The sequence below is a fragment of the Desulfotruncus arcticus DSM 17038 genome (genome assembly GCF_900113335.1).
Classification (GTDB): Bacteria; Bacillota; Desulfotomaculia; order Desulfotomaculales; family Desulfallaceae; genus Desulfotruncus; species Desulfotruncus arcticus.
This window is the reverse complement of the sequence record NZ_FOOX01000026.1, coordinates 23,709-39,802: the sequence shown is the minus strand read 5'-3', so window position 1 is coordinate 39,802 and position 16,094 is coordinate 23,709. Positions and strand designations below refer to the sequence as shown.

16 protein-coding genes, 1 tRNA gene and 1 pseudogene are annotated in these 16,094 nt (G+C 40.9%); 8 read left to right on the top strand and 10 right to left on the bottom strand.

Translation table 11 applies throughout. The annotated features are described in order from the left end of the window. The coding region (locus BM056_RS24020; protein ID WP_165613696.1) for an IS1634 family transposase at positions 1-822 on the top strand (822 nt) is incomplete at its 5' end. 171 nt (positions 823-993) lie between these two features. Here BM056_RS24020 and BM056_RS24015 read toward each other — a convergent pair. From BM056_RS24015 to polA, 5 genes are all read right to left on the bottom strand, one after another. After that, a complete protein-coding gene (locus tag BM056_RS24015; protein ID WP_274377590.1) occupies positions 994-1,452 on the bottom strand; it encodes a lytic transglycosylase domain-containing protein in 459 nt (152 codons plus the stop codon). A gap of 105 nt (positions 1,453-1,557) precedes the next feature. Further along, positions 1,558-2,172: a dephospho-CoA kinase gene (gene coaE / locus BM056_RS24010; protein WP_174550006.1), complete on the bottom strand. Its 615-nt coding sequence runs from the start codon at positions 2,170-2,172 to the stop codon at positions 1,558-1,560. Between the two features lie 122 nt (positions 2,173-2,294). Continuing rightward, positions 2,295-2,951, bottom strand: a complete 657-nt coding sequence (gene ytaF, locus BM056_RS24005) for a sporulation membrane protein YtaF (RefSeq protein ID WP_092475606.1) — start codon at positions 2,949-2,951, stop codon at positions 2,295-2,297. Between the two features lie 96 nt (positions 2,952-3,047). Beyond that, a complete protein-coding gene (gene mutM / locus BM056_RS24000) occupies positions 3,048-3,875 on the bottom strand; it encodes a DNA-formamidopyrimidine glycosylase (protein WP_092475603.1) in 828 nt (275 codons plus the stop codon). Positions 3,876-3,880: 5 nt separating this feature from the next. After that, positions 3,881-6,529, bottom strand: coding sequence for a DNA polymerase I (polA, locus tag BM056_RS23995; protein ID WP_092475601.1), 2,649 nt, complete (start codon positions 6,527-6,529; stop codon positions 3,881-3,883). Positions 6,530-6,723: 194 nt separating this feature from the next. Here polA and BM056_RS23990 point away from each other — a divergent pair, with 194 nt between their 5' ends. Both BM056_RS23990 and BM056_RS23985 read left to right on the top strand, forming a co-directional pair. Continuing rightward, entirely contained in the window at positions 6,724-8,166 is a 1,443-nt protein-coding gene (locus BM056_RS23990; protein ID WP_092475597.1) for a S41 family peptidase, read from the top strand. A 38-nt stretch (positions 8,167-8,204) separates the two neighbouring features. After that, a complete protein-coding gene (locus BM056_RS23985; RefSeq protein ID WP_092475594.1) occupies positions 8,205-9,557 on the top strand; it encodes an SEC-C domain-containing protein in 1,353 nt (450 codons plus the stop codon). Positions 9,558-9,643: 86 nt separating this feature from the next. Here the strand turns inward: BM056_RS23985 and pdaB are convergent, their stop codons facing one another. Next, on the bottom strand, positions 9,644-10,396 hold the full coding sequence (pdaB, locus tag BM056_RS23980) for a polysaccharide deacetylase family sporulation protein PdaB (protein WP_092475591.1): 753 nt from the start codon (positions 10,394-10,396) through the stop codon (positions 9,644-9,646). 60 nt (positions 10,397-10,456) lie between these two features. Between pdaB and BM056_RS23975 the strand changes: the two genes are divergently transcribed. Both BM056_RS23975 and BM056_RS23970 read left to right on the top strand, forming a co-directional pair. Then, entirely contained in the window at positions 10,457-11,644 is a 1,188-nt protein-coding gene (locus tag BM056_RS23975) for a D-alanyl-D-alanine carboxypeptidase family protein (protein WP_238456648.1), read from the top strand. A gap of 128 nt (positions 11,645-11,772) precedes the next feature. Continuing rightward, positions 11,773-11,847 (top strand) — tRNA-Val (locus BM056_RS23970). A 151-nt stretch (positions 11,848-11,998) separates the two neighbouring features. Here BM056_RS23970 and BM056_RS23965 read toward each other — a convergent pair. From BM056_RS23965 to BM056_RS23950, 4 genes are all read right to left on the bottom strand, one after another. Beyond that, positions 11,999-12,226, bottom strand: coding sequence for a spore germination protein (locus tag BM056_RS23965; RefSeq protein WP_165613695.1), 228 nt, complete (start codon positions 12,224-12,226; stop codon positions 11,999-12,001). A gap of 45 nt (positions 12,227-12,271) precedes the next feature. After that, positions 12,272-12,496 carry a hypothetical protein gene (locus BM056_RS23960; RefSeq protein ID WP_092475585.1) on the bottom strand — a complete coding sequence of 75 codons (225 nt, stop codon included), beginning with the start codon at positions 12,494-12,496 and terminating at the stop codon, positions 12,272-12,274. A gap of 245 nt (positions 12,497-12,741) precedes the next feature. Next, complete coding sequence (locus BM056_RS23955; RefSeq protein WP_092475582.1) at positions 12,742-13,284, bottom strand: hypothetical protein; 543 nt, start codon at positions 13,282-13,284, stop codon at positions 12,742-12,744. Between the two features lie 299 nt (positions 13,285-13,583). Then, on the bottom strand, positions 13,584-13,745 hold the full coding sequence (locus BM056_RS23950) for a DUF1540 domain-containing protein (RefSeq protein ID WP_435050983.1): 162 nt from the start codon (positions 13,743-13,745) through the stop codon (positions 13,584-13,586). Between the two features lie 268 nt (positions 13,746-14,013). On the opposite strand from BM056_RS23950, the gene BM056_RS27455 reads away from it, so the two are divergent. The 3 genes and pseudogenes from BM056_RS27455 (at position 14,014) to BM056_RS23940 (ending at position 16,027) form a co-directional block, all read left to right on the top strand. Continuing rightward, positions 14,014-14,847: a methyl-accepting chemotaxis protein gene (locus BM056_RS27455; protein WP_092475576.1), complete on the top strand. Its 834-nt coding sequence runs from the start codon at positions 14,014-14,016 to the stop codon at positions 14,845-14,847. Between the two features lie 352 nt (positions 14,848-15,199). Further along, positions 15,200-15,247, top strand: a pseudogene (locus BM056_RS27740) (hypothetical protein); the annotation flags it as partial. A gap of 93 nt (positions 15,248-15,340) precedes the next feature. Further along, positions 15,341-16,027, top strand: coding sequence for a LysR substrate-binding domain-containing protein (locus tag BM056_RS23940; RefSeq protein WP_165613694.1), 687 nt, complete (start codon positions 15,341-15,343; stop codon positions 16,025-16,027). Positions 16,028-16,094 lie beyond the last annotated feature (67 nt).

Genomic DNA, 16,094 nt, shown 5'->3' with positions numbered 1-16,094 from the left:
CAATCGATTAAAAAACTAAAAAAGCATTTAAAAAAATGGTCCCTTGATTCAAAAGGCTGGCACCTTACAGATCGTGATAAAACTTATGATATCGCCCAGATTGACGAGGAGACCTACAAGGACAAATGCTTCTTCAAAGAACGTTGGATTAAAGAAAATGGCCTAGAACAAAAACTTATTGTTACTTACTCCATCAAGTACAAAAACTATCAACGTCAAATTCGTAATTCACAAATCGAACGTGCTCAGAAATTACTTGATTCGAATCCGACTAAAATTTCAAAAAACAATCAGAACGACTATAAACGTTTTATTAAAAAAACCAGCTATACGTCTGATGGCGAAATAGCTGACAATGAATCCTATGCATTAAATAACGAAACCATCGTTGCCGAAGAAGCCTATGATGGATTTTATGCCGTTTGTACGAACCTCGAAGGTAGTGCTCAGGAAATCATTCGAATTAACCAGCGGCGCTGGGAGATTGAAGAATGTTTCCGGATCATGAAAAGCGAGTTTAAAGCCCGGCCGGTGTACTTAAGTCGCGAGGATAGAATTAAGGCACATTTTACTACCTGCTTTATGTCCCTCATTATTTATCGATTATTGGAAAAGAAACTAGGGAATAAGTTTTCATGCAGTGAAATCATCAACGGATTAAAAGAAATGAATTTCTATGAGATTAAGGGCGAGGGGTATATACCGACCTATACAAGAACCGAATTTACTGATGCACTACATGAATCTTTTGGTTTTCGAACAGATTACGAGATTATAAAAAAGACATTGATGAAACAATTTTTTAGCATAACTAAAAAATAAAAAATATTACTCACTTTTTTAATAGTGCAAAAAAGCTTGAAGACCCTGCAATTACAGGGTCTTCAAGCTTTTTCATGGCTTATAACTGTCAAAGACAGGATTATATGTTGACAGACTAGGTTTGTCAATAGTGTAAGTTTAGCTATTACTGCTGTATTTAGCATGGTGCATTCATTTTGCGTAAAGCCATTGGTATACTTTGTAATTCCATAACACCTTGGCAACGAAGTTTTTTGTTTCGGGAAACGGGATCATTTGAATATCTTTAATGCTACCGGATATCTTTTTTTCGTCCATCCACTTGTTGACGTTACCCCGTCCACCGTTATAAGCCGCAAGAACCATTATTTTATTTCCTTTAAACTCATTTTCCAAGTTGGCAATATACCAGGCGCCCAGCCTAATATTGGTTTCCGGGTCGAACAGCAGATCCTGGTGAAAGGGGTTAAGATTAATTTGCTGTGCAATCCACTGGCCGGTTTCAGGCATAATCTGCATTAAACCGCGGGCTCCTTTGGCGGAAACGGCATCTGGTTTAAAACTGCTTTCTGCTTTCATAATCGCCGTCATAAAAAAGGGGTCTACACCAGCCCTTTCAGAATATTTATATATGGTATTATCATAGGGCATTGGGTAAATTATTTTAACTATTTGTTTATAGTTAAAAACTAAAAGTACAAGTAATATAAGAAATAATAATCTTGATGCTTTAAACCTGCGCCTGCGGGCATTCAATTATACCACTCCATCTGTTTGTTTTACCGCCGCATCCCAAATTTTTTTAACCTGAATTAATGTTTCATTGATTCCATTGCTGTTATCGATTACTCTGTCGGCAAGCAGTACTTTATCTTTCTGCGGCATTTGGGCTGCTATTCGACTTTTAGCCTCGCCCATTGATGTATTATCCCGGGTTATGATCCTGTTAATTTGAACTGCCGGGTCCACCGTAACAAGCCAGGCTTCGTCTACTAAATGATTCATTCCGGTTTCAAATAATAGTGGGACTTCGATAACCAATAACGCTGCATCTGCTTTTTCTTTATAATCAGAGATTATATCCAGTAAGACAGATCTTATTTCCGGATGAATAATGCCGTTCAGGCGTGCAAGCGCTTCCGGGTCACTAAAAACAATTTGGGCCACTTTTCGCCGGTTAAGCGTGCCATCGGGATTCATGACTTCAACTCCGAAGTGCTTGATGATTTTGTCCAACCCGGTTGTGCCTGGAGCCACTACGTCCCTGGCAATTTGATCGGTATCCACAACCCTGGCCCCAAAATCCTTCAGGATCCGTGCAACGGTGCTTTTGCCGCTGCCTATATTGCCTGTAAGTCCAACTACCAGCATGATTATTCCTCCGCAATAAAATTAATAACAAATCTCTTTTTTGTCAATCTCTTTTTCAAGTATATAAAAATATAGCCCGGCAGGGTGCCGGACTAGCATTTAGTATATATTTTACAACTGTTTTAATGAATTTTAAATAGGCCCAGGGCAATTAAAATAAATCCCGGCAGGGTGCTTAGTTTTTGGCAGAGACCTTTGCCGTTCATTCCCATCCCGGCAAGAAGTCCCCCATAGGTTAGTATAAAATGACCGATTCCCACCATCAGGGCGGTAAATACAATACTAAACCCCATCATTGAAACTGCAAAGCCTGCTCCAAAGGCGTCCATTGCCAGCGCTATCCCCAGTAGAACCGCTTCCCGTGCGGAGATTGTTCCTGAACGGTCCAGGTCGGCCCGGGAAGGCTCTCTTAAAATTTGTATCGCCAACCCCAAAAACCTAATGTGGATTTTAACCAGGGTATCGGATGATTGGTCATCTTGGGGTTCATTTAAATTACTATTTTGATGACGGTTTTCCTGCAGTGACTGAATTAGAACCCATAGTCCGATTAGCAATAAGATAAAACCACCCAGCCTGTGGGCAAAGGTTGGGGAAAAATAACCTGCAACTGTTTTACCCAGAAGCATTGAAAAGGTTATTGCTCCCATGGACATTAAACTGATGATTAAAAGTGATGTTGTTGGAAGTTTAATGTTTCTTATTCCATAGGAAACTCCAACGGCAAATGAATCAAGATTTAAGGCAATTGCAAAAAGTGTCAGCGCCAAAAAATCCATTGACTTTCACCCCCCATTATGACAACTTCTCTTAAATATTATGGTGGGGAAAGTCGAAATGTTCCTGGTTATGGATAGCTGGTGCTCTGTAATGATCTACTCTTTTTGGCAAACCGGGCAATAATAAGAACTTCGCCCGCCAACTTTGATGCGGTCTATGGTGGCACCGCAGCGGGGACATTTTTCCCCTTCGCGATTGTAAACCCGTAAGAACTCCTGAAAATTACCGGTCCGGCCATCGCCGTCAACATAGTCACGCATCGAGGTTCCACGGTTATCAATTCCTTCCCGCAGAACTTCGCAGATAGAATGATACAGGTTGGCGATTTCTCTTGGCGACAGGTTACAGGCTAACCGCTCCGGGTGTATGCGGGCCCTGTGCAGGGTTTCATCAACATAAATATTGCCCAGACCTGCAATGAATGTCTGGTCAAGAAGCAGTGGTTTGATTCTGGTGCGCTTTCTTTTTAGTTCGCGTCGTAAGAAGTCCCTGGTAAAATCTTTTTCCAGAGGCTCGGGGCCAAGGTCCTTAAACCCTTTAATGTGGCTAAGAGTTTTATTGGTTGCCAATATAACCCGTCCGAACTGCCTTACATCGTTAAATCGCAATTGGTAGCCGTCACTAAGGTGGAAAATTAAATGAGTGTGGCGGGGTACCGGCTCAGATGCCTCTGTATAAACCAGTCGCCCGGTCATCCTTAAGTGAATGACCAGCACGTTTTCACCTGACAAATAAATAAGTAAATATTTCCCGCGACGCGCCAGTCGTAAAATTTTTATACCCGTTACTGCTTTTTTAAAGTCTTCCGGCGTAGTATCCCGGATAATTTTAGGCATATCTATTTCAACATCAGTTATGGTTAAGCCCTTTATTTTTTTCTCCAGTGTCCTTTTGACGGTTTCCACTTCGGGGAGTTCCGGCATCTGCATTACACCTTTCTTACGTCATACCAGTTTGGTCCTACCTTTATATCGACCAACAGGGGGACATCCAATTGCAAGGCGTTTTCCATAAATTCCCTAATTATGCTTTTGGCCTTTTCCAATTCATCTTGAGGTACGTCGAAAATTAACTCGTCATGAACCTGAAGGATCATTTTTGTTTTCATCTGGCGGTTTTTTAACTCGTTATTTATTCTTACCATCGCCAGCTTAATTATGTCTGCGGCGCTGCCCTGGATGGGTGTGTTGATGGCAGTACGCTCGCCGAAAGCCCTGGCGATTCGATTGGAACTAAACAAATCCGGCAGGTATCTACGTCGGTTGAGCATGGTTGTGGCATAGCCTGTTTCTTTGGCCTCGGTAATTTTTTGGTCGATGAATCTTTTCACGCCCGAATAACGTTCAAAATAGCTTTTTATATAACTTGAGGCTTCAGCGCGGCTAACTTTAAGGTCACGGGCGAGCCCGAAATCACTAATGCCGTAAACTATGCCGAAATTAACAGCTTTGGCCCGGTTGCGCAGCTCTGGTGTTACTTCTTGAATGGGTAGGTGAAAAACCTCCGCTGCCGTACGGGTATGGACGTCCTGTCCCAGTAAAAAAGCTTCAACCAGATTGGGGTCTGCCGACATATGGGCCAGTATGCGCAGCTCTATTTGGGAATAGTCGGCGGCAAGAATTAAGTTTCCTTCCCGGCCGGGAATAAAAACTTTTCTAATTTTCCTTCCTTGTTCCAACCTAATAGGTATGTTTTGCAAATTAGGGTCCGAACTCGACAGCCGGCCGGTTGCAGTTACGTCCTGATGGTAAGTTGTATGAATCCTGCCGGTAACAGGATTAATCAGATTGAACAGCCCGTCAACATACGTGGATTTTAATTTGGCTATCTGCCGGTACTCCAAAATCTTTTCTGCTATTACCTGAGTGGTGGCGAGTTCTTCCAGCACCGATGCGTCGGTTGAATAGCCCGTTTTGGTTTTTTTAATTACCGGAAGCCCCATTTTTTCAAATAATATATACCCTAATTGCTTGGGGGAATTAATATTAAATGACTCGCCTGCCAGATCATATATTTCCTTTTCCAGGTTTAAAATCTGACCCTCTGTTTCTTTGGCCATTTCCTGTAGTATGACAGGGTTGATGTTAACCCCTTCAATCTCCATTTCCGCCAGGACCGAGATCAGGGGTAACTCTACGTCGTAATACAGCCTGTCCATGCCAAGCTCAACCAGTTTTTGATGCAACAGGGGGTAGAGGCGCAGCACGGTATCCGCCCTGGCGGGGAGTGCGTTCGCTTCTTTCGCCGGCAATACAAGGTCAAAGTGTTCCAGCGCCAGGTCCTGAAGCGTTTTAGGTGATTGTCCCGGGTTAAGCAAATAAGATGCTACAGTAATATCAAAATACAAGCCCATCATTTGCTGATTGTGGCTCTGCAGATACCAAATGGCTTCTTTTCCACTGAAACAAATTTTTTTGAATTTGGGGTTGACGCAAATAGCTGTTATTGTGTTTAAGCATTCAACCTTATTGCATTCCGGCAGCAGGAAGCACTTATCGTTTTCCAGGGCAATTGCTGCAGCCATAATGCCGCTGGAGGGTGCTCCCGCCAGCTCCAGAGCAATATAACCGTTAGTCTCAACTTCATTATTTATTTTGGCTAACTTGTCCCGGTTTGAGGCTATCGTATAATTAACCTGGTAAACATCCAGCTCGGCTTGCTTATTCATTGACTGCATAAAACTATTGCCTGCTTTTTTATCCCCTCCGGTCGTCCTCTCAATAATGTTGCGGATTAAAGTTTTAAATTCTAATTTACTGAACAATGCCAGCAGGGCAGGGTAATCCGGTCCTTCCCAGCGGAAGTTGTCTGGTTCTGCATTAATTGGCACCTGGCAATTAATCGTGGCCAACTGTTTGGATAGCAGTGCCTGCTCCTTATATTCCGCTATTTTATTGCGCCAGCGTGTCGGCAATTTTTCAAGGTCTGCTATAACGTCCTCAACTTTGCCGTGTTCCTGAATCAACTTTAAGGCAGTTTTTTCACCGATACCGGGCACTCCGGGAATATTATCCGAGGCGTCGCCCATTAAACCTTTAATATCTGTTATTTGCGGTGGGCTTACGCCGTAACGGTCCCACACTTTTCCTTCGTTGTAATCCTGAATTTCCGTTATGCCCTTTTGGGTCAGCATTACCCTGACTTTGGGCGATACCAGTTGCAAAAGGTCCCGGTCGCCTGTCAGAACTACTACATTGATATTGTTTTTTTCGGCCAGCACGGTCAAAGTTCCAATAATATCATCTGCCTCGAAATTATCCATTTCCAGGTATTTAATCCTCAAACATTGTAAAGCTTCTTTCAGCAGGGGAAACTGGGTTCTTAATTCGTCAGGCGTGGCTTTCCGTGTCGATTTGTAATCTGCATAATCTTGATGCCGAAAGGTTGTTTTGCCTTTGTCGAACGTAACGGCTATATAATCCGGCTCAATTTTATCCAATGCTTTAAAGAACATGTTTAAAAAGCCGTAAACTGCGTTAGTTGGTGTACCGTCGGTGGCAGTAAGTAGCGGAATGGCATGAAAAGCGCGGTGAGTTAAACTGTTTCCGTCAATAATAAGAAAAATATTCTTGGACATGGTTTCATCTACCCCTTGTTGCCCGCCGGGCTAATTGGTGTCTCTTAATAACGATGTTTGGGAACAGTATCTTCAACGGCAGCCTTTAAAATACCTGCTGTACAACAATATTTGATCTAATTAGTTAGTTTGAAGCAGCAGGACTTTTATTACAATCAATAGAAATATATTAATAATAAAAGGGGGTTAGATACATGTCCAGGCGACTGGTGTTCCTGGTTTTTACTTTTTTAGCGCTGTTTTTTCCGGTTTTACCGGCTGCGGCAGCAGACAAACAGAATAATGACGATGCGGCACTGATATATGAGATTATGTACTATTTACAAGAGTATCATCTTTCCAATCCGGAACAGGATAGTTTAAACTACGGCGCTATACAGGGAATGCTGGACACCTTGGATGATCCATACGCCGAGTATTTTTCACCCGATGAAATTCAAAGTTTTACCGACTCATTAAATGGTGATTTGGTCGGTGTTGGTATTCAGGTAAGCGCGGGCGAAAAAAACCCGTTTGTTGCAGATGTGCTGCCCGGCACTCCGGCAGAAAAGGGAGGAATCAAGCAAGGCGATTTAATTATTGCCGTTGATGGCAATGACACTACCGGGCAAAAATTAAACGAGGTAGTTAATATAATACGCGGACCCCATGGTACAAAGGTGACTCTTACGGTAAGGCGTGGTGAAAAAGAATTTGATGTAGCTCTTAACCGGGCTGATATTCACGTGTCTTCAGTTAAATCTGAGATGATGGCAGGCAATACCGGTTACATTAGTGTAGCTTCATTTGGCTCTTCCACTGCAGAAGAGTTTGATAATGCAGTTAAAAACCTCCAAAATTCTGGAATGAAGAGCCTGATTATAGATTTGCGTGACAATGGGGGCGGTTACCTCGATGCAGCCGTTGATATGCTGGATGACTTTATTAACCAGGGTTCTACAGTTGTGAGTATTGTAGATAATACAGGTAAAAAAGAAAAGATAGGTACAGAGGAAAAGCCTTTTGTCGAAGACCTGCCTACTGTTATTTTGGTTAACGGCTACACTGCCAGCGCTTCGGAAATCATGGCCGCCGCTTTAAGGGATTACGGAATGGCTACTATTGTAGGCGATACTACTTTTGGTAAAGGAGTTGTACAAAACGTAATTCCTTTAAGCACCGGAGGGGCAATAAAGTTTACTGTCTACAAATATCTAACTCCTAATGGCGCAGATATTGACCAGGTGGGGATTGAGCCGGACCAGTTTGTATTGACGGAGGCGTTACAAAAAGAGGTGGCCTGGGAACTGCTGCATCCTGAAGATAATCCGGATATAGTTTTTGATTCCGGCGCAAAAAATGTTAAAATCAATGGTCAAAATGTCGACTTAAGCATTAATATAATAAAAAAAGATAATCGTGATTACCTGCCACTAAGACCTGTGCTGGAAGCTATGTTATATCAGGTGGATTGGCAGGACGGAATAATTAAGGTTATGTCCGGTGAACGTAAAATTAAGGAATTAAGTTCGTTTGATCATTCCTCTTTATTGCTGGAAAACGGAACTGGTTACATTGTTATAGATATGTTAAAGGAATTTAATATCATTTTAACCCAAAATGGCAATAGTTATGAACTAACCAGGCAGTTGCCATAATTTCGAACGGGTTGTTTTATAAAAAGGAGGTGCTCATGATGTCGAACAAAAAATGTTCCTGCGGTAGTGGAAAAAGTGCCGATGCGTGTTGCGGGCCCAGCAGAAAAGTTATTGATTTGAATGAATACCGCTGGCGGCGTGCTGGACGGCATCTCCGAAGGAAACTGGCTGAATTTGCGGATAACGATATTTTTACAAATGATGTTGAAATCGCCAGGGAATTATTTTTCGATACCTTTGATCCAGAATTGGTAGATGAAGAAGACGATTTAATGCTGGAAAGGTTTTTTGAATGGTTTATATTCGATTACAAAATTCAAAATCAAACCATTTTGGAATATTTCAGCCTTGCCGACAATTTAGCCAGTGAAGAAAGAGAATTGCTCGAAAGCTGGAAGAAAACCAAAAGTTCTTTTTATCAGGTGGTTAGAATAGAAAGACAATCTGTGCTGGTGATAGAGGATTTAATTCGTGGACGGCAGGTTAAAGTCACCGACAAAAACGCGGCCAAGGAACTTGAAGAGGGGCATATTATGCTAATGAGAGTATTGCCGGTGGGGAACGATTATGAATTTTCCACAGGCGGTATGGTTTTGCCTCTGGAATGCAAAAGTTATTTGTTAAGCAGGGTAAAGCAGGATGCAGACTTGTATTGGAGTAAGTATAAGAAACGTGGAGATTGGGACCAGTATCTCGCTGACAGAGCTCATGTTCTAAATAGCCTGGTAGTAGAATTAGAAACGATTTGGAATTTTTCATCTTTCGATGAAGAGACAAACAAAAAAACATCAGCTGCAAACAAAGGGCATATGGACGGTATGGCCCAGCAGGTAACAAATATTTTTTTGGATTATTTCTACGACCGTTGGGTTAACGAGCCAATGGATGTTTTGCAGGGCAAGACTCCTATGGAAGCATCTAAAACCAAAGAAGGACGGGAAAAACTGCAAACGCTGATAAAGGAACTGGGTAAAATTGAAAAGGCCAGGGCACAGAAGGGTGAGCCTTATTATGATCTTACAAGGCTGCGCAAAAAGCTTAAATTGCCGGCTGAGGTTGGAAACAGGATGACTAAGGGCGCACAGGATGAAAGCTCTGCCGCCGATTATGCCGGAGTAGCTGAACTGATTCGGGATGGCTTGAAAAAAATGGGGTACCATGCGCAGCAAGTAAACAATGCCCTAGAGATGTGGCAGCAATACAGTAAAGCCGCAAGGCCGGCATTTAGAAAACCGGGAGCGTGGGCGGCAGCGATTATATATGCAGTTGCCAGGTTGCTTGGTGATGAGTCGGTTAGTCAAAATGAGCTGGCGCTTATGTATAATGTGTCGGCTTCTACAATATCGGCCAACTACAGAAGTATTTGCAAGACGCTCCAACTAAAAGGGTAGACCCCCGTGCTAAAGTATTAAAAACCGCGCGCTAAAGGAACTGATTTAGCGCGCGGTTTTTTTATTGATTTTTGCTAATAATAACTTTAGTCAATTACGCCCGGGCCATAATCCAGCAACTCGGAGACTGTGACCAGATTATAGCCCTGTTGACGCAATCCGTCTATAACTGCCGGCAGTGCCTCCGGCGTACGGTCACAAGTATCGCTGGCATGCATCAGAATAATTGCTCCAGGGTGGACTTTTTGCAGTACCCGGTCAATTATTTGTTTTACAGAGCGATCCTTTTTCCAGTCCAGGGAGTCGTCGCTCCATTGGATTACTTTGTAATTCATACCTGTTATTACTTTTAACACGTTATCGTTCCAATCGCCATTGGGGGTGCGGATCAAATTGGGGGTTACGCCGGTTACTTCTTTTATTGATTCCTGGGCGGCTAAAATATCTGTTTTAATCCATTCCTGATCGTGTTCACTGTAGTTAACATGTTCATTGCCGTGGCTTGCTAGCTCATGTCCTTCTGCGGCAATCCTTTTAGGGAATTCAGGATGTTGTTTTACCCAGGGTCCGCTAAGAAAAAATGTCGATTTAACTTGTTTCTCTTTTAAAATGTCTAAAACCGGGCCGGGGACTTTGGTCCCCCAGCTTATGTCAAAAGTTAAGGCTACAACAGGTTTTTTAGTCGCTACCTTGTAAATAGCGTGTGGTTTGGGGTCAGTGTCTACATTAACTGCTTTTTGCTGTATGATAACAAAAAACAGTATCACGGTAGTAAGCAACAGCGCGCCCAGTAAAAAATTTCTTTTAATTTTTTTATAATCCAGTAGAAATACGCGCATAACAAATCATCACCTCTTTTATCAAAGCTAGTTAAATAATATTTCCAACATTGGTTTGGTATGTTAAAAATCCTAATAAAGTATGAGGAAAAAAATGCCTGGATGGTGATAATATTGTTAGCATATTATTTTCGTTTATTATTCGCTGTTGTTATATTTATAGCCGCCGGTTGCCTTAATACTTCTTCAGCACTAGCGGAAGACTTAAATATAAACGCCAGGGCCGCCATACTGATAGATGGGGAGACAGGTCAGGTTTATTATGCCAAAGACGCAGATAAGAGGCGGTCTCCCGCAAGTTTGACTAAATTAATGACAGCTATTGTTGCAGTGGAAAATGGCAATCTTGATAACGTTGTTGAAATAACCCGGCGGGCTGCTTCGGTTTCGGTGGGGTCCACTATAGGGTTGGATAAAGGAGATAAAATTACTTTGGATAACCTGTTAAAAGCGGCTCTGATCACCTCGGCAAATGATTCGACAGTTGCTATTGCCGAACATGTTGGCGGCAGTCACGATGCTTTTTTATATCAAATGAACAGGAAAGCTTTGTTAATTGGGGCGTTGGATACAAAATATGCTAATACAAATGGTTATTACGATCCCAAACATTATTCAACGGCTTATGATCTTGCACTAATAGCCCGTTATGCTTTACAAAAACCACGAATTAGGGAATTGGTATCAACCAGGGAAACGATTGTTAAGTGGGCTAGTCCTGAAAAGGAGAGGGAAGTAAGAAATACCAACCGATTGCTGTTCACAGAAGAGGTTAAAGGAATAAACGGGGTCAAAACGGGCAGCACGGCAAGGGCGGGGAATTGCCTTATAGCATCTGCCACCAAGGGGGATAAGCAATTTATTGCTGTTGTTCTGCATGCGGGCAATCGTTACCGGGAAGCGGTCAAATTGCTGGAATATGGCTTCGAACAGGTTAAGCCAGTGGTTATTTTCCCCGCGGGTAAAAAACTGGGGGAAGTAGCGGTGCAAAACGGTATTGAAAGCAAGGTAACTGTCACCGTAGCAGATCCGGTGAGAGTTAATGTAGCCGGGGATCAGTTAAAAAATATTAAAGTTAAAATAACATTAGACCCAATGCCCACGGCACCTGTTCGTCAAGGCCAGGTACTCGGTAGTGCATACTTTTCGATAAACGGATATAAGCTGACCAAAGTGCCCTTGGTTGCATCTAAAGAGGTTGAACCAAAAGCATTTTTAAACCGTTTGCTTTACAGGATGTCTGAATAATTCCGGCATATAAAACCACTGTTTACGATTTTGGGGGATAAAGTTCAATTAGGAAACATACATCTCATGCGATTATTCCCACTTGACTTTTTAGCCTGGTTAAGGCATAATTAATGTTGCACAGTTGAGGGCGGGTAGTTCAGTGGGAGAACGCTTGCTTGACACGCAAGAGGTCGTAAGTTCAATTCTTATCCCGCCCACCAGTAATAGCGAGGCCTTCCGATAAGGGGAGGCCTTTGTTATAAGCAAAATTATTGCGAGTATATATACTTTTAAACCCACCGGCTGCCGCTGGTGGGTGCAATAACATATCTCCTTTGATACCGCCTTTTTAGCGGTTTTTTTATAATGCTGTTAAGGAATATTAACAGCCTCTATCAGCTGATCCAGCAGATCAGTATCAATTATATTAGAACCAATATAATTTAACAAGGATATATCGCCATAATTGTCTCCCGTTCTGTTTGTTTTGTTTTGGCTATTAGAACCTATTGGTATGTTAATAGGTCCCATATTCACCATACCGGCTGAAGATACCTGATTAACTTTGAGAGCTCCAAAGTTGATAATTGGAAACGGCACCAAAGTTTTTCCTCCTTTATATCGATACTCTTTTCTTTAACAAAATCAAATATTTTTTACCTGAAAATCTTCCAAATCGTTATCTACCAGACTAACTTCTTTATTGGATACCAAATTGTTGTCGCCATAATTATCCCCGGCAGCGCGGTTAGTTTTATGTTGACTACTGGTTTTCATAGGGAGATTTATTCCAATGTTAATCATAGCTGCAGAATGCACTACGTTTACTTTAATATATCCAATATTAATTATTGGAACAGGTAAAGGCAACGGATAACCTCCCATCTCAATAGCAATTATTTCTGTTGATCTTAATTTCTTGTTTTTTTGCTAAAACTGCTTAGATTTATTATAGAGATGTCTTTATTAAACTTCTAACATTTTATGATCGGATATCAGGGTTTGTGAAAAAAACGTCCTTTTAAAAAATAAGGTTTATTTTTCTGTTATGTTAAACTAAGGCAGTAATATGGTAACCAGCTATAAATAATAGGGTTAAATAGATTTTTATGGCTTTATTTTTTAGGCTTTAACTTATAGGAAGGCTCGGGGAGCCTGGAAATTCTTTGCTTTTTAACCTCCAATTGAGGTTCCCTATTATTGACGTATTTTTCGTCTAATGCTCGTAAAACCCAAGCTCCTGTAATTCCCCAAATAGAAGAGGTGACCATAAAGGAAACAGCGGAACCTAAGCTTATAGTTAATATTTTGTGAATTCCTATGATATAAGCTAATGACATAATTATAAACCAACTTCCAAAACCTATAAATAATCCCCTTAACAAAAAATTTTGCTTTTCTTTTTTTAGAAATAAATGACTAAAAATTATAAATATACCTGCAGCAAAACCAATTTGAGCGATAGAACTAAGTAAATCTTCAGCAAAACTGCCGGACTTTCTTCCAAAAATCATTAGTGATGAATAATTTATGAAACGCCGTTCAGATAGTTTAAGTACATAATGGGAAAACAAATTTAAACCTAATAAGGTTATAGATGCAATAATTCCAGCCGCCAATATCCTTGCAAATCTATCTTTAAGGTCCATGATCTTCATTTTGTAGTTCCTCCATATAAGTAATTACTTTTTTATAAAAAGTGAATGTTTATATTCGCATATTACGCCTTTTTATTATGCCCTTAAAATGATCATTAATAAAATTGTCCTATAGGAAAATTATGGAGCTAAATCAAAAGTGTAATCTCGGAAAGCAATTAAAAAATAAATGCCCCTGGTCGCATCAGTAAGCGACACAGGGGGGAGTTACTGTAAAGATGGTTTTTAGTTAATCATGTAGTTATACAAGCGCGAACGTTTTGAGTCAAGGCCAACCCGTCAGAAGGTTGGCCTTGTGGCTAGCTTTTCGGTTTAAAGGTATCACATTTGGTGTTGTCCGAATTTTGAGCATGATTGAGATTGCCATCCCTGGCAACTTGAATCATAGGGGCATCGCATTGTACGTTTTTATTATAGCTACATTCTGTAACGCTGCACTTGATGTTGGGCAATATGTTCACCTCCTTCCTAAACACAACACTAGCTATTATGCTTAAAATATATTTTTTTATGTAGTACCAGAAAGTAGAAAACAAGTCAAAGCTCAGTTTGGGCAATGGCGGGGCAAAGCATTGGATTAAACGCAGAGCAGTAGTTGTTTGAATGGATTATTCGACAAATTATCTTACATTATTAGAAATTTTTTATTAAATGTAGAGGAAAGATTAATTATTTGTTAAATAATTAAAGTAAGCGTATGCATCATTCTTTTGAACGGGAGTGACAAAAATGTCTGAAAATAACTGGGAAGAACTTGTAATTATGGCTAAAGCAATAAAGACTCTTCTCGGCGATAAAGCAGCAGTTGCTTTAAGTGACCGTGAAAAATATTTTTATTATGAACCTGGTATCAAGCTTGATCATCAAGCAAAGGCCGGTGATCCGATTAAAACTGGCACCATAACCCATCAGGTAATACAAAGCAGTAAAAGAGTTACGGCAAAAGTGCCATTGGAAAAATCACAATATGGAGTACCTTACATGGCGATGATTGCACCAATTATTATTCCAAGTGGCGAAGTAATAGGAACGCTTGGTGTTTTTGAGCCAACGTTGCTCCATGATACTTTAAAAGATGAATCAGATAAATTGGAAAGCTCTCTTGAAGTTATAAGTCGCACAGTTACAAATCTATCAGCCGGCTCTCAACAGCTGGCAGCTACCGTAAACAATTTATCCGAACAAGCTAATATCATTAAGGATAATGTAAATAAAACAGATAGTGTATTGAATTTTATTAAAGATATTGCCAGCCAAACCCACCTATTAGGATTAAATGCTGCCATTGAAGCTGCCAGAGCAGGGGACCAGGGTAGAGGCTTTAATGTTGTGGCAGAGGAAATACGCAAGCTTGCCAATAGAACTGCCGGTTCAGTAAAGGAAATTGCTGACACGCTTTCGTTAGTAGCTAATTCCGTTAATGAACAAAGTGATCAACTATATCAAATTGCTGCTGTATCCGAAGAGCAGTCCGCCTCTATTGAAGAAATTTCCGCATCAGTGAATGAAATTTTATATATGTCAAAAGAACTTATAGAACTAGCTGAAAAACTATACAGCTAAAAGTAGGAGCGTTGGAACAATTTCAAAAATTTCGAGAAAAATTAATTTAAATGCTCCTGGCCGCCGACCCAACGACACAGGAGCTATGTTAATAAGAGGTGGATAATAATATTTGCAGTTCTGGTGCTTTTTATTAAAAAAGACTCCGGTGGGGCTTGCTGCAAGTTGACTAAAGGTAAAAGGATATATAAAATATAGAAGTGCGGTTTGTTGTATTTAATTTCCAATCTGGTATTGGGGATTCCTCTGTTAGACTATAATACGGGGGTATGTCTATGCTTGATCACCAGCTTTTAATTTTCGTAACTGTCTCGGAAAAAAAAACTTTTCCAGAGCAGCTGAAGTATTAAATATATCGCAACCGGCTATCAGTCAAAACATCCACGCGCTGGAGGATTATTACGGAGCAAAATTATTTGAGCGCTCCAGTAAAAAGGTTGATTTAACCCAGGCGGGGGAAACGTTATACACTTATGCAAGAGAAATACTGGATTTGCATAGGGTTGCCAAGCGGGCGGTTTCCGATCTTGTCGAGCTGGTAACCGGCCACTTAAATATTGGTGCAAGCTTTACCGTTGGTGAGTATATTTTACCGCGAATTCTTGCAGCTTTTACAACGAGGTTCCCTGATGTAAAGTTTTCCGTTACTATAGGTAACACCGAGTTTGTACATGAAAGCGCCCGGGAAGATAGTATTGATATTGGCTTGGTTGAAGGTGAAGTTGATGACCCGCAGCTTGAAGTAAATAAATTTCTTAATGACGAGCTGGTGTTTATTGTATCTAAAAATCACCCGCTGGCCGGGGTTTCAGTCAAACCCGAAGAAATTGCAACCAGAATAAAAGACCTGCCTTTTATTATCAGGGAAGAAGGTTCCGGAACCAGGTTGGCTGTGGAGAAAGCATTAGAAAATTTAAATTTTCAGCCTTCAAGTTTAATTACACTTGGCAGTACTCAGGCTATCAAAGAATCCGTTGAGGCCAACCTTGGAGTATCAATGCTCTCCAGGTGGACATTGCGCAAGGAGATAAAACTGGGTTTTATCAAGCCAATCAGGTGTTGCAATCCCATAACCCGCGGCTTTTATTTAATTCAGCATAATGAAAAATTCCAGTCCAGGGCCTGCGCTGAATTTAAAAAGTTTATCTTAGAGTCAGATTTAACGAATATATTAAGTTAAAAAACATTATCTTTCTCAATAAAGCCAGCCTTATGGTTGGCTAATATTTTTTTCCGGGCATGCTCTG